20 protein-coding genes are annotated in these 21,764 nt (G+C 69.1%); 9 read left to right on the top strand and 11 right to left on the bottom strand.

What is annotated here, in order from left to right; all coding sequences use genetic code 11:
• Positions 1–318: 318 nt before the first annotated feature.
• Positions 319–2,481, top strand: a complete 2,163-nt coding sequence (locus ACFWN2_RS39140) for an ATP-binding protein (RefSeq protein WP_382435618.1) — start codon at positions 319–321, stop codon at positions 2,479–2,481.
• Here the strand turns inward: ACFWN2_RS39140 and ACFWN2_RS39145 are convergent.
• Complete coding sequence (locus tag ACFWN2_RS39145) at positions 2,478–3,086, bottom strand: LysE family translocator (protein ID WP_382435619.1); 609 nt, start codon at positions 3,084–3,086, stop codon at positions 2,478–2,480. The two genes, ACFWN2_RS39140 and ACFWN2_RS39145, sit on opposite strands and share 4 nt — an antisense overlap.
• Before the next feature lie 127 nt (positions 3,087–3,213).
• On the opposite strand from ACFWN2_RS39145, the gene ACFWN2_RS39150 reads away from it, so the two are divergent.
• Positions 3,214–3,804, top strand: a complete 591-nt coding sequence (locus tag ACFWN2_RS39150; RefSeq protein WP_382435620.1) for a PadR family transcriptional regulator — start codon at positions 3,214–3,216, stop codon at positions 3,802–3,804.
• On the top strand, positions 3,801–4,943 hold the full coding sequence (locus ACFWN2_RS39155; RefSeq protein WP_382435621.1) for an FAD-dependent oxidoreductase: 1,143 nt from the start codon (positions 3,801–3,803) through the stop codon (positions 4,941–4,943). The genes ACFWN2_RS39150 and ACFWN2_RS39155 overlap by 4 nt, the downstream gene beginning before the upstream one ends.
• Here ACFWN2_RS39155 and ACFWN2_RS39160 read toward each other — a convergent pair.
• Both ACFWN2_RS39160 and ACFWN2_RS39165 read right to left on the bottom strand, forming a co-directional pair.
• The gene (locus ACFWN2_RS39160) at positions 4,928–5,599 is read right to left on the bottom strand and encodes a response regulator (protein ID WP_382435622.1); all 672 of its coding nucleotides are present in this window, start codon (positions 5,597–5,599) and stop codon (positions 4,928–4,930) included. The two genes, ACFWN2_RS39155 and ACFWN2_RS39160, sit on opposite strands and share 16 nt — an antisense overlap.
• Entirely contained in the window at positions 5,596–7,137 is a 1,542-nt protein-coding gene (locus ACFWN2_RS39165; RefSeq protein WP_382435623.1) for an ATP-binding protein, read from the bottom strand. Before ACFWN2_RS39165 ends, ACFWN2_RS39160 begins: the two co-directional genes overlap by 4 nt.
• Before the next feature lie 196 nt (positions 7,138–7,333).
• Here ACFWN2_RS39165 and ACFWN2_RS39170 point away from each other — a divergent pair, with 196 nt between their 5' ends.
• From ACFWN2_RS39170 to ACFWN2_RS39180, 3 genes are read left to right on the top strand one after another with little or no spacing between them, the layout of a single operon-like run.
• Positions 7,334–8,284 carry a Bug family tripartite tricarboxylate transporter substrate binding protein gene (locus ACFWN2_RS39170; protein WP_382435624.1) on the top strand — a complete coding sequence of 317 codons (951 nt, stop codon included), beginning with the start codon at positions 7,334–7,336 and terminating at the stop codon, positions 8,282–8,284.
• The gene (locus tag ACFWN2_RS39175; protein ID WP_382435625.1) at positions 8,281–8,772 is read left to right on the top strand and encodes a tripartite tricarboxylate transporter TctB family protein; all 492 of its coding nucleotides are present in this window, start codon (positions 8,281–8,283) and stop codon (positions 8,770–8,772) included. Before ACFWN2_RS39170 ends, ACFWN2_RS39175 begins: the two co-directional genes overlap by 4 nt.
• Positions 8,765–10,261, top strand: a complete 1,497-nt coding sequence (locus ACFWN2_RS39180) for a tripartite tricarboxylate transporter permease (protein WP_382435626.1) — start codon at positions 8,765–8,767, stop codon at positions 10,259–10,261. The genes ACFWN2_RS39175 and ACFWN2_RS39180 overlap by 8 nt, the downstream gene beginning before the upstream one ends.
• On the opposite strand, the gene ACFWN2_RS39185 is transcribed toward ACFWN2_RS39180, so the two are convergent.
• Positions 10,258–10,845, bottom strand: coding sequence for a TetR/AcrR family transcriptional regulator (locus ACFWN2_RS39185; protein WP_382435627.1), 588 nt, complete (start codon positions 10,843–10,845; stop codon positions 10,258–10,260). The two genes, ACFWN2_RS39180 and ACFWN2_RS39185, sit on opposite strands and share 4 nt — an antisense overlap.
• A 173-nt stretch (positions 10,846–11,018) precedes the next feature.
• A complete protein-coding gene (locus ACFWN2_RS39190; RefSeq protein WP_382435628.1) occupies positions 11,019–11,807 on the bottom strand; it encodes an SDR family NAD(P)-dependent oxidoreductase in 789 nt (262 codons plus the stop codon).
• A 120-nt stretch (positions 11,808–11,927) separates the two neighbouring features.
• Here ACFWN2_RS39190 and ACFWN2_RS39195 point away from each other — a divergent pair, with 120 nt between their 5' ends.
• Positions 11,928–12,284: a helix-turn-helix domain-containing protein gene (locus ACFWN2_RS39195; protein WP_382435629.1), complete on the top strand. Its 357-nt coding sequence runs from the start codon at positions 11,928–11,930 to the stop codon at positions 12,282–12,284.
• An 80-nt stretch (positions 12,285–12,364) separates the two neighbouring features.
• Here the strand turns inward: ACFWN2_RS39195 and ACFWN2_RS39200 are convergent, their stop codons facing one another.
• The 5 genes from ACFWN2_RS39200 to ACFWN2_RS39220 all read right to left on the bottom strand — a co-directional run bounded on the left by ACFWN2_RS39200 (position 12,365) and on the right by ACFWN2_RS39220 (position 16,205).
• Positions 12,365–12,955, bottom strand: coding sequence for a ClpP family protease (locus tag ACFWN2_RS39200; protein ID WP_382435630.1), 591 nt, complete (start codon positions 12,953–12,955; stop codon positions 12,365–12,367).
• Positions 12,952–13,566, bottom strand: coding sequence for a ClpP family protease (locus tag ACFWN2_RS39205; RefSeq protein ID WP_191302723.1), 615 nt, complete (start codon positions 13,564–13,566; stop codon positions 12,952–12,954). The genes ACFWN2_RS39200 and ACFWN2_RS39205 overlap by 4 nt, the downstream gene beginning before the upstream one ends.
• A gap of 74 nt (positions 13,567–13,640) precedes the next feature.
• On the bottom strand, positions 13,641–14,336 hold the full coding sequence (locus ACFWN2_RS39210; RefSeq protein ID WP_382435631.1) for a lasso peptide biosynthesis B2 protein: 696 nt from the start codon (positions 14,334–14,336) through the stop codon (positions 13,641–13,643).
• Positions 14,329–16,041 (bottom strand): albusnodin/ikarugamycin family macrolactam cyclase, encoded by a 1,713-nt coding sequence (locus tag ACFWN2_RS39215; protein WP_382435632.1) that lies wholly within the window; start codon positions 16,039–16,041, stop codon positions 14,329–14,331. Before ACFWN2_RS39215 ends, ACFWN2_RS39210 begins: the two co-directional genes overlap by 8 nt.
• Positions 16,042–16,052: 11 nt before the next feature.
• Entirely contained in the window at positions 16,053–16,205 is a 153-nt protein-coding gene (locus tag ACFWN2_RS39220; protein WP_382435633.1) for a lasso RiPP family leader peptide-containing protein, read from the bottom strand.
• A 329-nt stretch (positions 16,206–16,534) separates the two neighbouring features.
• Between ACFWN2_RS39220 and ACFWN2_RS39225 the strand changes: the two genes are divergently transcribed.
• Entirely contained in the window at positions 16,535–17,749 is a 1,215-nt protein-coding gene (locus ACFWN2_RS39225; protein WP_382435657.1) for an ROK family transcriptional regulator, read from the top strand.
• A 241-nt stretch (positions 17,750–17,990) separates the two neighbouring features.
• Complete coding sequence (locus ACFWN2_RS39230) at positions 17,991–19,637, top strand: hypothetical protein (protein ID WP_382435634.1); 1,647 nt, start codon at positions 17,991–17,993, stop codon at positions 19,635–19,637.
• Here ACFWN2_RS39230 and ACFWN2_RS39235 read toward each other — a convergent pair.
• Complete coding sequence (locus ACFWN2_RS39235; RefSeq protein ID WP_382435635.1) at positions 19,634–21,712, bottom strand: NB-ARC domain-containing protein; 2,079 nt, start codon at positions 21,710–21,712, stop codon at positions 19,634–19,636. The two genes, ACFWN2_RS39230 and ACFWN2_RS39235, sit on opposite strands and share 4 nt — an antisense overlap.
• Positions 21,713–21,764: the final 52 nt, after the last annotated feature.

A 21,764-nucleotide genomic window follows, 5' to 3' on the forward strand; every position in this document is an offset into this window, starting at 1 on the left:
GGCAGGCGAGCGGCGGGCAGGGCGGCGCGGCCGGAAGCCGAGCGGCAGGCGAGCGGAAGGCGGCCAGGTAGCGGTAGCCGGCGGGGAAGGCGGCAGGCAAGCGAGCGGGAGGCAGGGCGGCGCGGTCGGAAGCCGGCGGGTGGAGTGGCCGGCACGCGCTGAACGGTGTGTCCGGGCGCGCGGCCGGAAGGTCGTGGGGCGGTACCCTTCCCTGAGCGGACCACCAGGCCCAGCCTTCCGGGTCACGCCGCTAGTCCGAAAGGGTGGAGAGGCGATCCTCGTCGCCGCACTTCAGCGCGACTAGGCAAAGATGCGCCGATGACCGTGCCGGGCAATCTGCCTGCCGAGCCCACGGCGTTCATCGGCCGCCGGGCCGTGCTCGCCGACGCCGAGGCGCTTCTGGGCAGGGCGCGGCTGGTCACGCTGACGGGGCCGGGCGGGGTGGGCAAGACCCGCGTTGCCGTGGAGGCCGGGCGTGCGCTGGCGCAGGGGTTCCAGCACGGGGCCTGGCGGGTGCGGCTCGGAGACCTTCAGGAACCGACGGCGCTCGCCCGCACGGTCGCGACCGTGTTGCGGATCGTCGACAACGCGCCGGAGGCCGGGCTTGGCAGGCTCGTGGAGTCGTTGCACGACAAGCACTTGCTGCTGGTCCTGGACGGCTGCGAGCACCTGTTGGAGGCGGTCCGGCATCTCGTGCACCACCTGCTGCACGACTGCGAGGGGCTGACGGTTCTCGCGACGTCGCGGGTGCCGCTCGGTGTCTACGGCGAACACGTCCTGCGAGTTCCGTCGTTGGACGAGGACGACGCGGTGCGGTTGTTCCTGGAACGGACCGAGGTGGCGCTCGGGCGGGCTGAGGTCGCGGCGTTGTGCCGGGCGGTGGACGGGGTGCCGCTCGCGGTCGAGGTTCTGGCCGCGCAGCCGGACGGTGTTGTGCTGTCCGAGGTTTTGAACCACCCCGAGCTTGCCGCGTTGGAGCAGGTGCTGGAGTGGTCGGCGCAGCAGTGCACGGACGACGAACGGCGTCTGTGGGCTCGGTTGTCGGTGTTTCCCGCGGACTTCGACCTCGCGGCCGCCGAGGCGGTGGCGGACGCGGACGTGCTGAAGCCGTTGTCCGCCTTGGTTTCGCGGGCGATCGTCACCACCGTGACGAGTCCTGTCACCGGTGAGGCCCGCTACCGGTTGCCGGGCGCGGTGGCGCAGTTCGGGGCGAGGTTGCTGGCGGACGCGGACGAGACGTTGTGCCGTCACGCCTTGCACTACAGCGAGTTCGTGGACGAGGCCGCGCGCTCGTGGTTCTCGCCCGACGACGCGCTGTGGATGGGCAGGTTGTGGGAGGAGTGGCCGAACATCCGCGTTGCCGTCGCGCACGCCCTGAAAACGCCTGACCTCAAAGCGATCGCCGCGGCCGTGGCGATGAACGTGCAGCGGGCGCGGTTCACGTCGTTCGCGGGCATGCTCGGCCAGGCGTGGGACCTGCTCGCGGCCGCCCGTGAGGTGGTCACCGAGGCGCCGTTGCGGACGTCGTTGCTGGCGCACTGCGCGTACATGGCACAGGTGCGCGGGGACGCGGAGGTGGCGTTTCCGTTGATGGAACAGGCACGGGCGTTGCCGCGGCAGCCGATCACGGACGTGCACCTGGTTCTGGCCGAGGCCACGCATCTCTTCTTCGTCGAGGGCTCACGGGACTGCGTGCCGTTGTACGCGCACGTCGTCGAACTGTGCCGTCTGCACTCGTCGCCGGGCGACACCTACATCACCGAGCTGATGCACACGATGGCGGCGTGCTTCCTGCTGGACGCGGAGTCTGCCGACAAGGCCACGACGGCGCTGGCCCGGCAGGCGGAGAGCAACGGTGTGAACTGGGCTCACGCCTGGGGTTTGTGGCACCGCGGTCTCTACGAACTGCTGCACGGCGATCCGGCGCAGGCGCACTCACAAGCGGTGCGGGCGTTGCGGATCCAGCTGACGCTCGGCGACACCTGGAGCGCGCCGTTCAGCCTGTGGCTGCTCGCCTGCGCGTGCGTCGAGCTCGGCGCCTTCGACCGCGCGGCACGGCTGCTCGGCGCGCTGCGGTCGCAGGAACGGATCTCGCGGATCTCGTTCGGCGGCATGAGTCCGTTCCACCGCCTGCTGGACCGCGCCGACCGGACCCTGCGCCGCTCACTGGGCGGCGACTACCAGGTGATCACGACGCTGGGCGCCGACCTGCGTCCGGAGCAGGCGATGGCGTTCGCGCTCGAACCGGTGCCGGACTCCGAGCGGCTGCCGCCCAAGCCGCTGCTGCCGGGAGGGCTGACCCGGCAGGAGTTCACCATCGCCGGGCTGGTCGCGGAGGGGTTCACGTCGAAGCAGATCGGCGCGCGACTGTACATCTCGCCGCGCACCGCCGACCGGCACGTGGTCAACATCCGGTCGAAGCTGGGCCTGCCGAGCAGGATGGCGCTCGCGGCCTGGCACCGCTCCGCCAACGGGCGTTAGCGCGCGTCCGCCGCAGTCTTCAGGCCGAACGCGATCAGCGCCGACGCGGACAGCCGGTCCAGCAGAAGTCGTTGCCGCAGCAGGAAAGCACGTGCACGCCCGGCCGCCGTGATCAGGATCGGGAACCACACCAGCCCGATGCCGAGGTGGATCGCGACGAGCACGGCGCCCCACGAGGGCTGGCCGACGGGCAGGAACTGCGGCAGCAGCGAGATGTAGAAGACGCCCGGCTTCGGGTTGAGCAGGTTCGTCAGCAGCCCCACCCGGACGGCCGCGCGCACCGACGGCACCGGCGCGGGTTCGTCGAGCTCGACCGGTCGCCGGGACTGCCACAACGCCTTGACGCCCAGGTAGACCAGGTACGCCGCGCCGAGCCAGCGCACGACGTCGTAGGCCAGTTCGGACGCCTGCAGCAACGCCGTCAGCCCGACGAGGCCCGCCGCCGCCCACACCAGGCACCCGAGCGTGCTGCCCACCACGACGCCCAGTGCGGCACGGCGACCGACCAGCAACGCGGTCCGCAGCACCAGCAACGTCTCCAGGCCGGGCGTGACGACGGTCAGCAGGGCGACGAGCGTGAAGCTCAGCAGCGCGGCGGTCGACATGACGTCATCAGAGCACGGAAACGCGCCGCCACCACAAGAGTTAACAAGGCCGACATGATCGTCTCGGCGACATAGTTGACATCGACTAGTCAGAGTCGGATAGTTGGTATCAATCAAGGAGGAACGCATGCGGCGCAAGGTGTCGAACCCGCTGGCACTGGCGGTGCTGGCACATCTCGTGATGGGCCCCATGCACCCCTACGAGCTGGGCAAGAAGCTCAAGGACACGGGCAAGGACCGCAACATCAAGTTCAACCGCGGCTCGCTCTACATGGTCGTCGAGCAGCTGAGGAAGGCCGGGTTCGTCGCCGAGCAGGAGACGGTCAAGGACACCCAGCGGCCCGAACGCACCATCTACGCGCTGACCGACGCCGGACGCGACGAGCTGCACGACTGGATGCGCGAACTCGTCCGCGACCCGGTCCACGAGTACCCGCAGTTCGGCGTGGCGCTGTCGCTGATCGCGGTGCTGGACCCGGTGGAGGCCGTGGAGTTGCTGAAGGCCCGTGCCGGCGCGCTGACGAAGGACCTCGACGAGACGCGAGCGATGGTGGGGAAGGCGACCGGCGACGGCGTCCAGTGGATCTTCCTCGTCGAGGAGGAGTACCGGATGTCGTTGCTGGAGGCCGAACTGCGCCTGGTCGAGAAGCTCACAGGAGAACTGTCACAGGACGGGTACCAGCGCCAGTGGCGCGAGATCTTCGGGAGGCAAGGATGAAGGCGTTGGTCATCGGGGGCGGCATTGCGGGACCGGTCACCGCCCTGGCGTTGCGGAAGGCCGGCATCGAGTCGGTCGTGTTCGAGGCGTACGACTCCACGGCGGACGGCGTCGGCGGAGTCCTCAGCGTGGCGCCGAACGGCTTGGCCGCGTTGCGGATCGTCGGCCTGGACTCCGGTTTCGGCGACCCCGTCCGCACCATGGTGATGTCGGACAGCAGAGGCCGCGAGCTGGGCCGGGTCGAGGGCGATCCCAGCCGGGTGGTGTGGCGCGAGGACCTCTACCGCCGATTACGAGATCTCGCGACGGCACAGGGGATCAAGGTCGAGCACGGCAAGCGCCTGGTGGACGTCGAGACGCGGAACGACGGCGTCACGGCGATCTTCGCGGACGGCAGCACCGAGTCGGGCGACCTGCTCGTCGGCGCCGACGGCATCCGCTCGACGGTCCGCACGCTCATCGACCCCCAGGCGCCGGCTCCCGAGTACACCGGACTGCTGGGATTCGGTTCGTACGCCAGGGAAAGCGGTGTGCAGGGCGATCCGGAGACCATGTACTTCGTCTTCGGCAGTTCGTTCCTCGGCTACTGGGCCGAACCGGACGGCACGGTCGCGTGGTTCAACAACCTCGCGGTCCCGGAGCCGATGACCGCGGCCGAGATCGCCGCCGTCCCGCACGAGACCTGGCTGGCCCGGCTGCGCGAGGCCTACGGCGACGACATGCCGGCCAGGAAACTGCTGGCGCACAGCGACACCGTGATCGGCGCCGGCCCGCTGGAGATCATGCCGAGCGTCCCGAACTGGCACCGCGACCGCATGGTGCTGGTCGGCGACTCCGCGCACGCGCCGAGCGCCAGCTCCGGTCAGGGCGTCTCACTCGCCGCCGAGTCGGCCGTGCAGCTCGCACGGTGCCTGCGCGATCTCCGCGACGTTCCCACGGCCTTCGCCACCTACGAACGCCTGCGCAGGCCACGCGTCGAAGGAATCGCGGCGCGCGCGGCCCGCACCAACAGCAACAAGCGCGGCATCGGTCCGATCACCCGGCTGCTCATGCCGCTCGTGATGAAGACAGTGGGGAAACGCGCCTTCACACGCGACCAGAACTACCGCATCGACTGGGACGCTCAGGTCAGCCGGTAGCCGTGCGCTGGCCGGTTCGCCATGCCGTAACGCGGCTGCACCTCCGCCTTGCCGATGGTCACCAGGTGCTCCAGGTAGCGGCGCGCACTCACGCGGGACAACCCTGCCCGGTCGCCGACCTCCTGCGCCGACAGGTCGTTCTCGCTGTCCCGCAACGCGTCCGTCACCAGCCGCAGCGTCACGGCGGACAGCCCCTTGGGCATGATCGGGGTGCGCGGGCGGTGGTGCATCAGCGAGTCGACCTCGTCCTGGTCGAGCACCTGACCCAGCCGCTGCACCTCGATGCGCTGGGCCAGGTACTCCCGCATCCGGTCGAGAAAAGCCGTGCGCGTGAACGGCTTCACCAGGTAGTTGTCGACGCCGCGGGACATGGCCTGCCGCACGGTCTCGCGTTCGCGCGCGGCCGTCACCGCGATGACGTCGACCGGCGGTCCGCCGCGGGCACGCAGCCGCGACAGCACCTCCAGGCCGGACATGTCGGGCAGGTGGATGTCGAGCAGCACCAGGTCCGGCCGCAGCGCCTCCACGGCCCGCAACGCCTCCCCGCCGCGGTGCGCCTCGCCCACGACCTCGAACTCGGGCATCGCCTCCAGGAACCCGCGGTGGATCGCCGCCACGGCGAAGTCGTCGTCGACCACGAGCGTTCGCACGCTCATCGGTTCCCCGTTTCCGGCAGCCACACGTCGAACGACGCGCCACCGAGCTCCGAGTCGGTGATCGCCACCCGGCCGCTGCGCCGGGTCACCACCCTCGACACCAATGCAAGACCTATTCCCCTGCCGTGCGCGCCCTGGACGTCCTTCGAGCTCACGCCCAGGTCGAAGATCCGGCCGCGTTGCGACTCCGCAACGCCCGGTCCGTCGTCGTCCACGACCACCCGCACCCCGCTGACCGACGAGCGCACCAGCACCCGCACGGTTCCCCCCGTCTCCACCGCGTCGACGGCGTTGTCGACCAGGTTTCCCAGCACTGTCAACGCGTCGTCGCCCGCACGGATGTCGACGGAGCTGCCGGGATCCAGCCGGAGCTCCACACCTCGTTCGTGCGCGGTGGAGGATTTCGCCAGCAACAGCGCCGCCAACGCGGGGTCGGCGTTCGCTCCGTCGATGATGTCAGCCGTCACGGAACCGGCGCCGCCGACCCGTTCTATGTAGGCGACGGCGTCGGGACCGCGGTCGAGGTCCAGAAGCCCGCCGATGACGTGCAGGTGGTTCGAGAACTCGTGGGCCTGTGCGCGCAGCACCTCCGTGACGGTGCGCTGGCCGTCGAGCTCCCTCAACGCGTCGTGCAGCTCAGTGCGGTCGCGCAACGTCAGCACGACGCCGACGGCGCGCTCGTTCGTCTTCGCCGTCATGCGGTTCGCGACCAGGACTCGTTCTCCTGCGAGGACGAGGCGGTCCGCGACGTCGTCGTCGCCCCGCGCGAGTGCGAGCAGGCCGTCGTCGAGCACCTCCGCCGCCGGCCGTCCGCTCGGGTTCTCGTCGAGCCCCAGCAGCCGCATCGCCTCGTCGTTGAGCAGAGCGAGCTTCTCCTGGTCGTCCAGTGCGACAACGCCTTCGCGGATGCCGTGCAGCATCGCGTCCCTGGTCTCCAGCAGCTGCGCGATCTCCGCCGGTTCGAGCCGGAACGTCCGCCGGCGCACGTGCTGCGTGACCAGTGCGGCTCCGAGCACCCCTATCAACGCGGCCGCCGCGAGCCAGCCGATCAACTCCGGCAGGTCCTCGGCGAGGTCGTCGGACAGCTGGCTCTCCAGGATGCCGACCGAGGCCATCCCGATGATCTTCCCGTCCAGCGCCCGGATCGGGACCTTCGCGCGCAACGACGTGCCGAGCGTGCCCGTCTCCGTGCCGACGAAGACCTCACCGGACAGCGCGGTGGACGGGTCGGTCGACACGCGTTCGCCGATGCGCTTCGGGTCGGGGTGGGCGTAACGGACGCCGTTGTGGTCGGTGACCACCACGTACGTCACGTTGGACGCCTTGCGGATCACCTCGGCCAACGGCTGGATGGCCACCGTCGGGTCAACGGAGTCGAAAGCCTCGATCACCGTCGGTAGCCGCGCCACACTCTCCGCGACGGACAGCATCCGGTCTCTGTACGAGTCGCGGATCCGGTCGCTCTGCAGTTTGGCCGCCAGCAGGCCGGCGGCACAGGTCGTCATCAGCACGATGACCACCTGCAACGCCAGAAGCAAGGCTCCAAACGAAACAGATCGACGGAACATGGATGAGATTCTGACGTATCGGCTGTGAAACCGGTCACGACCTAAACGACCAATATGGAACTTACGACCTAACACTTACGTGTGCACACAGCCGTTACCTAGCGTCCCCGCCCAACGTTCGCGACGAAGCGAGGAGTGTTCGATGGGTACGGCATGGAGACGAGCGGTGGCGGTCGCTGCCGCCGGACTGGTGCTCGCGGGCTGCGGTCAGGGGGCGAAGAGCGCGAGCGGCGGTGACTCCATCGCGAAGCTGGAGATCATGGCGCCCGCCGACCCCGGTGGTGGCTGGGACCAGACCGCGAGGGCGATGCAGGCGGCCGTGCAGGGCGCCAAGCTCGTGAACTCCGTCCAGGTCACCAACGTCGGCGGCGCCGGCGGCACGGTCGGCCTGCAGAAGCTCCTCAACGAGCGCTCCGACTCGTACCTGATGATCACCGGCCTGGTCATGGTCGGCGCGGTGGAGACCAACGCGTCGCAGGCCCGGCTGGAGGAGACCACGCCGATCGCCCGGCTGACCGCGGAGGACGAGGTCGTCGTCGTGCCGGCCGACTCGCCGCACAAGACGATCGACGACCTGCTCAACGCCGTCAGCGAGAAGGGCAAGGGCGTCTCGATCACCGGCGGCTCGGCCGGCGGCACCGACCACATCCTCGCCGGCATGCTGCTCAAGGCGAAGAACATCGCCCCGGACAAGCTGAACTACGTGCCGTACTCCGGCGGCGGTGAGTCGCTGGCGGCGCTGCTCGGCAAGAAGGTCGACGCGGGCATCTCCGGCATCGGCGAGTACAAGGAGCAGATCAAGGCGGGCAAGCTGCGCGCGCTGGGCACGTCCGGCCCGAACCCGGTGCCCGACCTGAACGTCCCGACGTTCGGCGAGCTGGGCGTCGAGCTGATCAACTGGCGCGGTGTCGTGGCGCCGGCGTCGATCACCGCCGAGGCGAAGCAGCGGCTGACCAAGCTGGTCACCGACATGCACGCGAGCGAGGAGTGGAAGGCCGAGCTGTCCAAGAAGGGCTGGACGGACACCTTCCTCACCGGCAGCGAGTTCTCGACGTTCATGGCCAAGGAGATCGGGCGGGTGAAGCCCGCGCTGCAGGACATCGGGCTCGTGAAGTGATAACAGCAAAAATCGAGGAGTACGCGTTCGGCGGTCTGGTCGCGGCGGTCGGGGTCTTCACCCTGGTCGACGCGACCACGATCGCCGCGCGCGACGACAACGCCGTAGGACCACGCGCGTTCCCTTACGCCGTGGGGATTCTGCTCATCGTCACGGGCATCGCGGCGATCATCGCGACCGCCCGCGGCAAGCTCGGCCACGCCGAGGAGGGTGAGGACGTCGACGAGAACGTCCGCACCGACTGGCTCACCGTGGCCAAGCTGGTGGCCGTGCTCGTCGTGCACCTGGTGCTGATCGACGTGATCGGCTGGCCGGTCGCGGCGGCGCTGCTGTTCTTCGGCGCCGCCTGGACGCTGGGTGCGACCTGGTGGCGCGCGCTGGCGATCGGGGTCGTGCTGGCACTGGTCGTGCAGGTGGTGTTCGCGTACGGCCTGGGCCTGTCGCTGCCCGCCGGGATCTTCGAAGGGGTGCCGTTCCTCGATGGATAGCATCACCGCCCTCCTGGAGGGTTTCGCGACCGCCGCGCAGCCCGAGTTCCTGTTGTACGCCTTGCTGGGCGTCACGCTCGGCACGGCGGTCGGCGTGCTGCCGGGCATCGGACCGGCCATGACGGTGGCGTTGCTGCTGCCGTTGACGTACACGCTGGAACCGACCGCCGCGCTGATCATCTTCGCGGGCATCTACTACGGCGGCATGTACGGCGGCTCGACGACGTCGATCTTGTTGAACACCCCTGGCGAGTCCGCGTCCATCGTGACCGCTTTAGAGGGCAACAAGATGGCGAAAGCCGGGCGCGGTGCTGCCGCGCTCGCGACCGCCGCCATCGGCTCGTTCGTGGCGGGCACGATCGCCACGGTGCTGCTGACGTTGCTGGCACCGACCATCGCGGACGTCGCAGTGCAGCTCGGCCCCGCCGACTACGTGGCGTTGATGGTGGTGGCGTTCACGACCGTGGCGGCGCTGCTCGGGTCCTCTCCCGTGCGCGGGCTCGCGTCGTTGGGAATCGGTCTGTTCATCGGGCTCATCGGCACCGACACGCTCAGCGGTCAGCAGCGCTTCACCCTCGGGGTGGCGACGCTGGCCGACGGCATCGACGTGGTCGTGGTGGCGGTCGGCGTGTTCGCGGTCGGCGAGGCGCTGTACGTGGCGTCGCGGCTGCGGCACGGGCCGATCGAGGTCATTCCCGTGGGCGGCAAGTGGATGACGCGCGAGTTCTGGGCGCGCTCGTGGAAGCCGTGGCTGCGCGGCACGTTCATCGGCTTCCCGATCGGCACCGTGCCGGCCGGTGGCGCGGACGTGTCGACGTTCCTCTCGTACGGCGCGGAGAAGAAGCTCTCGAAGCGGCCGGAGGAGTTCGGCAAGGGCGCGATCGAGGGCGTGGCGGGTCCGGAGGCGGCCAACAACGCCGCCGCGGCAGGCGTTCTGGTGCCGTTGCTGACCCTGGGCCTTCCCACCACCGCGACGGCGGCGGTGATCGTCGCGGCGTTCCAGAGCTACGGCATCCAGCCGGGACCGTTGTTGTTCACCAACAACTCCGCGATGGTGTGGGCGCTGATCGCGTCGCTCTACATCGGCAACGTGATGCTGCTCGTGCTGAACCTGCCGCTGGTGAAGATCTGGGTGAAGGTGCTGCAGATCCCGCGGCCGTACCTGTACGCGGGCATCCTGCTGTTCGCGGCGCTGGGCACCTACGCGGTGAACTTCGTCGTGGACGACCTGATCGTGCTGCTGGCGATCGGCGTGATCGGTTTCTTCATGCGGCGCCACGGTTATCCGGTCGCGCCGCTGGTCGTCGGCCTGATCCTCGGGCCGATGGCGGAGGAGCAGGTCCGGCGCACGCTGCAGATCAGCGAGGGCGACCTGAGCGCGCTCGTCGCCAGTCCGTTCGCGGCGATCGCCTACGGCGTCCTCGTCGTGCTGCTGGTGGTCGCGGTGGTGCTTCGGTTGCGCCGCAAGAAGACCGAGGTGACCGTCTAGTTCCGCACGGCGGCAAGTGCCTGTTCGTACAGCTCGAACACGTCAGCCTTGCCGCCGTGCAGGACCCACAGCTCCGACGCGGCGTCGACGCACGCGAACACGGTGGCGATGACGCCCACCGCACGGGCGTCCGGGACCTCCCCCGACTCGATGCCCATCCGTTCCTCGATCACGGGAACCAGCGCCCGCTGCCACCTCAGCCTCTTCTCGGTGTACCTCGCGCGCAGCGACGGGTTCGAGAAGATCAGCCCGGAGATCTCCAGCACCCGTTGCGGGGTGTGGTCCGACGCGGTGAGGATCGTGGTGAACCCTGCCGCCAGAGCGTCCCACGTGGACATCTCCGCGGGCTGTTCGGCCACAGTGGACACCAGCAGGGCGCCCAGCGCCTCCTGCTCGCCGCAGACCAGGTCCTCCTTGGTGCCGAAGTACCGGAACAGCGACCGCTGCGACACCCCTGCGCTCGACGCGACCTGGGCCATCGTGGTGGCCTCGTACCCCTGCTCCGCGAACAACGTCAGCGCGGTCTCGACGATCTCGGCGACCACGGCCTGACGCGACCGGTCCCACAGCGTCGCCTTCTCCATGAACCCCACTCTAGTGCCGCGACAGCCGGCCTTTGCCCCGTGTTCGGCGTTCAGACGGTCGCATCGTGGTGCCGGCCCCGCGTCCCTGTACTGGTAGTACCGGGGCGCGGGGCCGGTGCCGCGAGGTGGCCCGCTGAGCGCCGAACGCGCGGCGAAGGCCGGCTGCCGCGGCACTAGCTCTGGCGCACCATTCGCCCGACGACCCTGGCGCCCATGGCACGCGAGGAGAAATGACGTCCGGCGAACGCCATCACGCGGTTCATCCGGCCCGAGATGACGCCGACCGGCGTGACCCGGCGGTCCAGCGCGCGCATCGCCGTCGCGACCACCTCGCCGGGGGTCTGCATCCGGGAACCGCCCGCCATCTCGTCGCTGCCGACGACCTCGAAGAACTCGGTGCGCGTGGCGCCGGGTGACAACGCCATGACGCGCAGGCCCGTGCCGCGCGACTCGACCCACAGCCCCTCGGTGAAGCTCACCACGAACGCCTTCGTCGCGCCGTAGACCGACGACCAGGGCGTCGCCTGGTACGCGGCCATGCTCGCCACGTTGATGAGGAAGCCGTGACCGTTGGCGCGCAACGGTTCGATGAACGCCCTGCTGATCTCGACGACGGCGTTGACGTCGACCGCGACCTCCTGCCGCAGCCGTTCGGGGTCCTCCTCGTGGAACGGGCCGAAGGTGGCGAACCCGGCGTTGTTGACGAGGCTCGTGACGCCTAACCCGGCGACCTCCTCCGCCAGCCGCTGACCGATGCCCGGCTGGGCGAGGTCCGCCGCGACGACGTGCACGGTCACGCCGTGCGCCCGCAACTCCCCTGCCAGCTCTTCGAGCCTGTCCTTGCGGCGTGCGACCAGCACCAGGTTCGAGCCGCGTGCCGCCAGTCGTCGCGCGAACTCCGCGCCGATGCCCGAACTCGCCCCGGTGACCAGCACCGTCTGCTTCCTGAAGTCGACTCCCATGCCGACACCGTACGCCAGACTGGCAGTCACTGCCAACCTGTCTCTTTGCGTCAGGCTGGGCCGTTCTGCTGGTAGCAGAACGCCCCTTTGCCGTGGTCGCGGTGCTGTCACCATGACGACATGGCGGAGATCCTGGACTTCACACGCGGCCCGGAGCCCCTCTGGCGGGAGGCCCTCGGCCGCAAGCTGCGCGAGACCCGGGAGGAGCGCGGCGACCGGCTCGTCGACGTGGCCGAACGGGCGGGCATCTCGGTGCAGTACCTGTCCGAGATCGAACGCGGCCGCAAGGAGCCGTCGAGCGAGATGATCGCCGCGGTCGCCGGTGCGCTGGGCATCGACCTGGCCGACCTGCTGATCGGGATCGCGGGCCAAGTCCGCAACCTCCGCGTGCAGCAGGCCCGCCACTTCCACACCTCGCGCCCGACGGGCCGTCCGTCCGGACCCGTGGCGATGGTCGGCGCCCTCCTGGCCGCCTGAGACCGGTGGCGATGGCCGGCTCGCTCTTGACCGCCTGAGACCGGACCGGCCCAGGTCTTGAGCGGCCCGGCCGTCCCCGCTCACGCCCGTTGGTCGAGCACCCGGTCGACCAGCCCGTACTCCACCGCGCCCGTCGCGTCGAACACGCGGTCGCGGTCGGTGTCGTGGCGCAGTTCGGCCACGGTGCGGCCGGTGTGCCGCGCCAGGATCGCCTCCAGCTGCGTGCGCACCCGCACCACCTCGTCCGCCGCCAGGATGAGGTCCGGGATCGTGCCCCGCCCCTGCGCCGCCGGCTGGTGCAGCACGACCCTGGAGTGCGGCAGCACGGACCGGCGCCCTTCCGCACCCGCGGCCAGCAGCACCGCACCGGCCGCAACCGCTTGCCCCACGCAGGTCGTGGCGACAGGCGCCTTGATGTAGCGCATGGTGTCGTAGAGCGCGAGCATCGCCGAGGGGTCGCCGCCCTCGCAGTTGATGTAGAGGTTGATCTCCAGGTCAGGGTTGTCGGCTTCCAGGTGGAACAGCTGCGCGATCAGGGCGTTGGCGACGCCCGAGTCGATCCCGGTGCCGAGGTAGACGATCCGCTCGGACAGCAGGTGCGAGTAGACGTCCATGACCCGCTCGCCACGGGCGTCCCGCGTGATGACGTTGGGAATGGTGTAGGTGCTCATGCGACGGCTCCCGAGTGCAGTCCCAGCTTGTGCATGCGGACGGGGACGACCTGTCCCAGGTCGCTGACGACGTGGTCGATGAACCCGTACTCGCGTGCCTGTTCCGTGGTGAACCACCTGTCGTGCAGCGAGTCCGTGAAGATCCGGTCGAACGGCTGCCCGGTGTCCGCCGCGATCAGCCCGAGCACGGTGTCCCTGGTGTGGCGCAGGTCGTCCGCCTGCACCTCCACCTCCACGGCCGACCCACCGATGCCCGCACTCCCCTGGTGCATCAGGATCCGCGCGTGCGGCAACGCGAACCGCTTGCCCGGCGTCCCCGCCGACAGCAGGAACTGCCCGGCACTGCAGGCAAGTCCGAGCGCCAGAGTCGCCACATCACACGGCACCAGCCGCATCACGTCGCGGATCGCCAGCATCGAGGGCACCGACCCACCCGGCGAGTTGATCCACAACGCGATGTCCTGCCGCGGGTCCTCACTCGCCAGCGACAACATCTGCGTCGCCAGCACCGTGCCGTTGTCGTCGTCGAGGGCGCCGTCGAGAATCAGCACCCGCTGACCGAAGAACCGTTCTCGCAGCCCTGGGCTGAAGAGCTTCTCGCTGTTCGTCATGGCACCGACGATGCCGTTCGCCCGCAACGGTTCGCCGCTTTCTCTGCTGTGGGCAGATCAGCTCACAGCAGCCCTCACACGGCGAGCACTCGCTGGTAGATCGCGGCGACCGGCTCGTCGTCTCCGTGCTGCACGACCACTCCCCGTGTCTCGACCCACGAGTGGAAGGTCAGTGGATCGCGGGAGTGCCCGAAGCACCAGTCGAGTCCGCGCCGGCGCGCGGCCCCGATCAGCACAGTCGTGAGCGACAACTCCATGCAGGCCACCCGCCCCGGAAACCAGCGGCTCACCGCGTGCGCGGCCTCGAGGTCCGCAAGGCCTTCCGCAAGCGTCGCCGGCCTGCGGGTCAGGTGCTTCTTGAGCCGGCGGACGACGGCGATCGACATCCGCAGCGGAAACCTCAGGAGCACCAGCGCGACCAGCAGGCACACCGTCGCCAGCACCGTGCCGGCCGGCGTGCCTCGGCCCTGCGGCAACGCGATCGGCACTCCTCCTGCCCGCCAGGCGAGCCGGAGGAGGTCGCGGTCCACGAGAGCGGTGACCAGTCGATCCACGTCAGCCCGGAGCGCGTCCACGTCGATTGACTCGAACCGCGTGCTCAGCGCTGCCACGGCGAGGTCGACATCTCCTGACCGCCCGAGCTCGTCGAAGACGATCTTGCCGCTCTCGTTGAGCCGGTGCCACTGCCCGGTGTGCGTGTTGATCAGAATCATGTCCCCGTGCTCGCCGTGACTCACGTGCACGGACGACGGAATCGTGAAGTCACGCATCCGCCACACCTCCGATCAGCCCGCGCAGCCACAGTTCGACGGCCAGCACCTGGTTCAGCGGAGCCCACGCCGTCTCCCACCCGTGCGCCGCCCGTTCCAACGCCTCACGGACGCGGCCGGGTTCGACCAGGCCGATCTCCGCGGCGACCGGATCCGCCAGCAACGTCCGCAGTGCCGCCAGATTCCGCCGAACTCCCTGATGGGAGGTGGCCGTGTAGTCGCCCTTGGTGCGCCTGCTCAGCACGGCCCGCGGCACCAGCCCGGCCAAGGCCTTGCGCAGCAACGGCTTCGGACTCGAAGGATCACAGCGCAGGTGCGCCGGCAGGCTCAGGCACACGCGCACCACCTCGGAGTCCAGATACGGCGCATGCACGTCCAGGCCCTGCACCGCACCGGTTTCCCGCACCGCGCGCTGAGTCGCGCCCGCGTAGTCCAGCTGCACGAGCATCGCCCGATCGCACGCGTCCATGCGGTCGTCCTCGTCGGCGAGCTCCACCAGCCGCGCCGCGAGCGCGCGACGTGCCGGTGGCGCGAGCCAGTCGCAGTGCGGCGTGCCCCACGAGGTGATGTGCTGCTCGTCCCACGACGGCAACGACGATCCGCTGGGCGGCGACGTCAACCTCCTGGCGAACGCGGTCAAGCCGTGCCTGCGACCGGTCGTCGCCATCCGCACCGACATCCGGAAGAGCGAGAGCGGAGACCGGTGCCGCAGCCTGCCCCACGCCGCACAGTGCCGCCACAACAGGGAGAGGTCCCCTCGCCGGGCCAGATCCACGAAATAGCTGAGCGGCGCGCCGAGCACCAGGTCGCCGCCTTCACCGACCAGGTGCAGCGCTGACCCCACAGCGGCGGCTGCAGACGCGCGCAACCGCGTCGGTCCCATCGCCAGGTGGCTCGGATGCGGCAGGTCCGCCTCGGATGACCAGTGCTGGTACGGAAGATGATCCGCATTGCCCCGGACGACGTGCGGCCGAAACCTCGAGTCGAGTCGCCCGCACAGCTCGGCCTGTCTCAGGTCGTCGTCAACGGATGCGCCGTCCTGTGAATACGTGACGACGAAAACCTCGTCCTGGTGTTGTGCGGCCAGAAACGCCAGTGAGGTGGAATCGAGACCACCGCTGAAGTCCGACGACAAGAGACGCCCGCGAGAAGCACGTGCCTCAACGGCCGCGAGCAGACAACCCCGCAACTCCTCCGCGCACTCGTCGAGAGTTCGCTTTTCATTCGCCACCAGTGGCGTCGCGGTCAGACGTCTCGCACCGCCGGAGTCCAAATGCACAGCGGTACCCGGTTCGAGTTGGTGAACACGCCGGAACGCGGTCCCGCGCACCAGCAACTCGGGGACCAACGGGCAGACGATCTGCGCCGCCAGATGAACCACGTCCGGCAGCACACCGACGTGTTCCGCCACTTCGGCCGCGCGCGAGCCGAACACGACGTCGTTCGCCACCGTTGACGTGTAAAGCGGGAACTGGGCGGAGGCGTCGGACACCAGAACGGCATGTCTTTCGCCGACAACTACGGCGGAGTACGCGCCAGGCAAGGACATCAGGCCACGAGGATCACCATCAGCCGCCCGAACTCGGTCGTCGCCCGCGAGGCACTGTCCGATCAGGACGGTCGTGGAACGCCGCCCCTCGACGACCCGGCACGAACCGGCGTCGATCGAGACGCGCCTCCCGCCTACCGGGTCCGGCACGCGCACGGCACGGCCGATCAGTTGAACGACTGCCCACTGGCGTCACCGCTACCGCTGGCGCTGCCGCGGGTCACCACGACCACCTTTCCGGCATCGAAGACGGCCGGCGGTTCGTAACGCGAAATCTGCGGTTCCCCGACTTCGGGGAAGCCATCATCATCGCTGGTCATGGCCATTCGCCCCCTAGACATATCCGGAGAGTCGCGCCAAGTGACGTTCAGCAACAGCCTACGGGCCTGACGACGCTCCCTGAAGAGCCGAATAGGCGAAGCAGCAGGACGCTCCCGAACCCGGAAGTGGACAATCGCGGCCTGGGTTTCACCGCCTCCGAGTCCGCAATTGCGCAGCCTGCCAGCCCGCGATTGCGGAGCCACGGAAATCGACTATTGTCTGGCTTCAATTAGCAGGCCGGCAAGCGGGCACCGTCGCCTCGCGCACGCGATCTTGCGAGTAGCTGGCTTCAACTTGAAGATGATGCGCTAGACTGGATTGGGTGCTGATGACGACGCAGGACGGCAAGGTGCATGACGCGCGGGAGTTGCTGAGCACGAGGTCCGACTCGATCCGTGCGGCGAACAAGCGCAAGGTCCTCCGCGCGGTCATGATCCAGCCGTCGACCCAGGTGCAGATCGCCAAGCGCACCCACCTGTCGCAAGGCACCGTGTCCGGCGTCGTGCAGGAACTCGAGGCCGAACGGGTCTTCCGCGTCGACGGAGGCGATGGCGAGCGGGGCAAGCGTGTCAGCATCGGATCCGTGCGCGGCGTCGCGGCAGGCGTCGAGGTCGGCCACGACAGGCTCACCGTCGCGGTCCGGCGCGTCGACTCCGAGGACACCCTGCACAGGGTCGTGAACTTCGGCGTCACCCAGGGACTCGACACGTGGCGCCGCGAGTGCGCCCAGATGATCAAGGACCTGGTAGCGGACACCGGCCTCGGGACCGAGCACCTCGTGTCCATCGGACTCGGCATACCTGCGGCCATCGACCCCCGCAGCGGCGAGATCTCGCAGGTGGCGGCCTCGCTCGACTGGGACCTGCAGGGCAGCCCGCCGCGGTGGTTCGCGAGGGACTTCCCAAACGTGCCGGTGATCCCGGACAACGAGTGCAACTTCGCGGCCTACGGGGAGCATGTCTACGGGCACGGACGCGACCGGGAGACGTTGCTCTTCGTCAAGTCGTCGGCCGGCATCGGCGCCGGATTCCTCATCGGCGGGAACATCATCCGCGGGCGCCACGGCCTCGCCGGCGAGATCGGCCACCTCACCATGGACCCGCGAGGCGACTTCTGCCGCTGCGGCAGCCGCGGCTGTTTGGAGACGCTGGTGGGCGGAACACGACTGGTCGAGCAGGTCCGCCGTGCGTACGCCGGGTACCACCGCGACCTGCCGAGCAGCCTCGAGAACCTCATCGAGCGAGCCAAGGGGAACGACAACGTCTGTCGCAACGTCGTACGAGTCGCCGCAGACAACATCGGTCTCGCGCTGGCCAGGGTGTCCAACATCATCAACCCCGACCTCATCGTGATCGGCGGCGAACTCGGCCGAGCGGGTGACCTGGTGATCGGCCCCGCGTCCGAGACACTCAGGCGGAACGCCCTGGAGGGCATGTTCGCCCACTCCGAGCCGACGGAGATCAAGCAGTCCGACCTCGGCATGCTCGCAGGTCCACGAGGTGCGCTCGCCTTCGCACTGAACGTTGACCACCAGCCGAGCTGATGGTTGAACCCCAAGCCGCAACTCGAACACCACTTAGCTTCGATTTGAAGTACGCTACTTGAGGGACTGCACCGCGACTCGAGAGCGAGCTTCACGATGCTGTGGACAAACACGTTAAGACCACGGTTGAGGGCACTCGCGGACAGAGTCGCGCGAGCGTCCTCACCGGCACCGCGAGGCCTTGCTCACCGGTTGTCGGCCGCCGCCAGCGGCCGAACATCGCGCGTGGCCGGTGAGCACTGTGGCCATTGAACGGCCCGACGCCGGGCCTGCCGCTCACGACGCCCACGACTGGGCGACGTTCCCCAGCAAGCTGATCATCCTCTGCTTCGTGCGGACCTACGTCTCCGCGATTCGGCTGTACCAGGAGATGAAGGTCTTCGAGGGTGACCCCCACGTGAAGCTCGTGTGGGTCCGTTGTCCGGGATCCAAGCTCGAGGATCCGCTGAGCGACTGGCTCCTCGGCAAGGGAATCAGGGTGATTCCCTACGAGGAGGCCAAGAAGAGCCGTCGTGATCTCATCGTCACGACCAGCGAGTGGATCGACCCCATCCCCTTCGCGCCGACGCCCGTCATCGTCATCCCGCACGGCTTGGGCTTCCACAAGTACGTGCGCGACCCGCACACCGGGCGGTACCGTCTGGCCGGCCTCGCCCGTCCGGAGGGCTTGCGCACCAAGCAGGTCACGCAGGTGGTGACGCACGAGGACCAGGTGCGCCAGCTGGCGGAGGCGTCCCCGCACACGATCGGCAGAACCGCACTCGGCGGCTGCAGCGATTTCGACCTCCTGACGAACAGCAGGGGTGAGCGCCCGGACTACCGCGAGGCGCTGGGGGTCAGCAGTGACCAACGCCTGGTCGTGGTCAGTTCCACCTGGGGTCCCGACTCCCTGTTCGCCCGGCGGCCCGAACTGATCGACCGCCTGCTCGCCGAACTCCCCTTCGAGCTGTACAAGATCGCGGTGATCCTCCACCCCGGTGTGTGGTCGATCGAAGGCGGCGACGAGGTCCTGCGGCGGTTGAGCCGGCACATCCAGTCCGGTGGGCTGATGGTCGTCCCCACGACGGAGGGCTGGCACGGAACGCTGCTGGCCGCCGACCTCGCGATCGGTGACAACGGCACGGTCAGTCTCCAGGCCGCGCTGATGGACATCCCACTGCTGCTCGGCACGGTCAGCAAGAGGGTGGTGCGGGGAACCGTGATGGACGAGTTGTGCGGCACGGCGCGTTCCATCGACTTCACCGGCGGTCTGCGCCGGCAGGTCGAGGACGAGATCGGGAAGCACGACAGGAGCAGGGCGGAGCGGCTCGTGCGGCGGATGATCGCCCGGCCGGGCGAGTCCGGTTCCCTGTTGCGCGCGCTCTGCTACACCACCGCCGGGCACACCGCCCCGGACGACGAACTTCCGGTGCGCACGGCGCCGCTTCCCGTGCCGATGCCCAGCGCGGCGCACTCGTTCCGCTTCCACTTCCGGATCGACTCCGCGGTCACCGGCGACCTGTACCCCGCCCACTTCCGGGAGAAGCTGAAGCACGACGAGGAACGCCTGCTGGTGCAGATCGGCGAGCGCGACCACCGCAGGCACGCCAACGCCTCCGTCATCGTGGATCCGGTGCCCGTCCTCCCCTGCGCCGTACAGGCACGCCTCGCGACGCTGGCCGACAAGCACGTCGGCTGCAGGATCGTGGCGGCGACGTGCGGCAACGGTGGCTTCGAATTCCTCGTGCGCGACGGCCGGCGGTTCCGCGTCACTTGCGACTGCGGGATGCCGGTCCGCGTGCTCGCCGCCGCCTGCTACGAGATCCTGGTGGTGGAGAGGGAACTGAGCGGCGAGTTCGTGGTGCGCACGAGCCTTGGTGACGCGAAGATGACCGTTGTCCCGCTCTAGACGGTCAGCCGCCGCAGGTGCGCCAGGATCCCTTCGAGGTTCGGTGCCCCGCTGGCCTGGCGGATGTGCAGGACCCTCGTCAGGTTCTCCCGCGCCGAGTGCAGATCTCCGTCGTGCTCGGCGACCTCGGCGAGCACTTCTCTGGCCTCCGCCTCGTAATGGGCGGCCTTGGACCTGGTGAAGACACCGACGGCGTGTTCGAGCTCGCGCCTGGCGGACGCGGTGTCTCCGCTGCGGAAATGGGCGACGCCGAGACTGATGGAGCCGCGACCGGCCATCCTCTCGTCATTCACCTCCAGCAACAGGCGATGTGCGCGTTGGAGGATTTCCAAAGCAGCCGTCTGGTCTCCACGCGAACTCGTGGCGCGTCCGAGGAAGTACGTCGCCAAAGCCACGCCTCTTCGTTCCCCCGCCTCGGTGTTGCGTTCGATGGCTCGCTGATAGGCCTCGGCGGAACGACCCGGATCGACCTGGTCCCGGTATCGACCGGTGAATTCCCACACCGAGGCGATCAGGACGGTGTGCCGCGACCGCTCGGCCAGCACCAGGGCCTGTTCGAGGCACTCCCGCGCCCGCTCCAGCTCGTCCAGTTCGGTGTAGGCCCGCGACACCACGCTGAGCAGCCTGGCCTGTGCCGCGTGGTTGCCCGCCCGGCCGGCTGCGGCCGCGCCGATCTCGCTCGCCTCCGTCCAGTCGTCGAGGAAGCGTCGGTTGAGGTACAGCGCGTGCAGCGCCTCGCACAGCTGCCAGGCCGAATCGTCCCACCCTCGATCGGCCGTGGTGTGCAGGACAGCGAGCAGGTTGGCCCGTTCTTCGCACAGCCATTCCAGCGCCACCGCCTTTCCGGTGTCGCCGCGGAACGGATCGGGCCTGCCCGCCAGCAGATCTCGGAGGTCCCCGATGCGCATGCGGTCCCCCATCACCGCGCGGTCCGCGAAAGCGGCCTTGCGCAGGTAGTGGACGCGAACGCGGTCGAGCACCTCGTCCCGCTCCTCTGCGGAGTCCTCCTCCGCCGCGCGTTGCCCCGCGTGCAACCGGACCAGGTCGTGCAGCGCGAATCCGTTGCCGCGCAGGTCATCCAGCAGCGAGGCGTCGACGAGCACGTTGAGCAGCGGGACGGCGCGGCTCACCGGGCACCCGAGCATCACAGCGGCGACCTCGACACTCACCCTTCTGACCGGGGCGATCCCGAGAATCCGGTAGAGGCTCGCCGCATCGGGCGGAAGACTGCGGTACGCGTTGTCGAACACTGCGGACACGAGCGATTCACCTCGCAAGGAGAAGGCCGCGAGCCTGGTCGGCTCGTCCGCGAGTTCGCCGACGAGGCAGGCGATCGTCAGATGCGGCCGTGACAACAGCCTGGCGGCGACGATGCGGAGCGCGACCGGCAGTCCGGCGCAGAACGCGACGAGCTTCCTGGCCATCTCGGCCTCGGCGAGCACGCGCGCCGGGCCGCAGAGTTCCCGAAGCAAGGACAGACCGCTCCTGTCGTCGAGCGGCTCCAGCGTGAACAGGTGCGCCCCGTCGAGAGCGAGTTCAGCGAGCCGGTCGTTGCTGGTGACCAGCACGACGCTGCCGGCGGAGTTGGGCAGGAACGGTGGTACCTGGGCGGGTTCGGTCACGTCGTCGAGCACGACCAGCACCGGAGCGGTGGCGGTAAGCGTGCGGAACAGGTTGGTGCGGGCCGGCAGTGAGGCCGGAATGTGTTCGTGGTGCACGCCCAACGCGACGAGGCAGTCCGCCAGCGCATCGTTCACCGGCGCGCCCGATTCGGTGCGGACCGCCGCGTAGTCGACGTACAGCTGGCCGCCTGGGAACTGCTCACCCCACTCGTGCGCCCACCGCCGGACGACAGCGGATTTGCCAACGCCCGCCAGACCGCTGATGACCACGATCTGCCGCTGCGCCGCCGGACCTCGCAGCACGTCGTCCAGAGTGGACAAAATCGATTCGCGATCGACGAATCCGCGCGGCATCGGCGGGATCTGCCGGGGTGATGCGGACGACCTGCCGAACCTGTCGTTCAGCACCACATCGCCTGTGACCGCGCCGATCTGCACCGAGTTCCCGGTCACGTGCCGGACGGTGTTCCGCGTGGAAGACCGCGTATTTCGCTCGTCGGGATGC

This window comes from Lentzea sp. NPDC058436, assembly GCF_042721515.1.
Lineage (GTDB): Bacteria > Actinomycetota > Actinomycetes > Mycobacteriales > Pseudonocardiaceae > Lentzea.

Bases quoted from the DNA above. Each gene is read 5' to 3' on its own strand.
- ACFWN2_RS39140 (WP_382435618.1), top strand. From the start codon at position 319: ATGACCGTGCCGGGCAATCTGCCTGCCGAGCCCACGGCGTTCATCGGC.
- ACFWN2_RS39145 (WP_382435619.1), bottom strand. From the start codon at position 3,086: ATGTCGACCGCCGCGCTGCTGAGCTTCACGCTCGTCGCCCTGCTGACC.
- ACFWN2_RS39150 (WP_382435620.1), top strand. From the start codon at position 3,214: ATGCGGCGCAAGGTGTCGAACCCGCTGGCACTGGCGGTGCTGGCACAT.
- ACFWN2_RS39155 (WP_382435621.1), top strand. From the start codon at position 3,801: ATGAAGGCGTTGGTCATCGGGGGCGGCATTGCGGGACCGGTCACCGCC.
- ACFWN2_RS39160 (WP_382435622.1), bottom strand. From the start codon at position 5,599: ATGAGCGTGCGAACGCTCGTGGTCGACGACGACTTCGCCGTGGCGGCG.
- ACFWN2_RS39180 (WP_382435626.1), top strand. From the start codon at position 8,765: ATGGATAGCATCACCGCCCTCCTGGAGGGTTTCGCGACCGCCGCGCAG.
- ACFWN2_RS39185 (WP_382435627.1), bottom strand. From the start codon at position 10,845: ATGGAGAAGGCGACGCTGTGGGACCGGTCGCGTCAGGCCGTGGTCGCC.
- ACFWN2_RS39190 (WP_382435628.1), bottom strand. From the start codon at position 11,807: ATGGGAGTCGACTTCAGGAAGCAGACGGTGCTGGTCACCGGGGCGAGT.
- ACFWN2_RS39195 (WP_382435629.1), top strand. From the start codon at position 11,928: ATGGCGGAGATCCTGGACTTCACACGCGGCCCGGAGCCCCTCTGGCGG.
- ACFWN2_RS39200 (WP_382435630.1), bottom strand. From the start codon at position 12,955: ATGAGCACCTACACCATTCCCAACGTCATCACGCGGGACGCCCGTGGC.
- ACFWN2_RS39205 (WP_191302723.1), bottom strand. From the start codon at position 13,566: ATGACGAACAGCGAGAAGCTCTTCAGCCCAGGGCTGCGAGAACGGTTC.
- ACFWN2_RS39210 (WP_382435631.1), bottom strand. From the start codon at position 14,336: ATGCGTGACTTCACGATTCCGTCGTCCGTGCACGTGAGTCACGGCGAG.
- ACFWN2_RS39220 (WP_382435633.1), bottom strand. From the start codon at position 16,205: ATGACCAGCGATGATGATGGCTTCCCCGAAGTCGGGGAACCGCAGATT.
- ACFWN2_RS39225 (WP_382435657.1), top strand. From the start codon at position 16,535: ATGACGACGCAGGACGGCAAGGTGCATGACGCGCGGGAGTTGCTGAGC.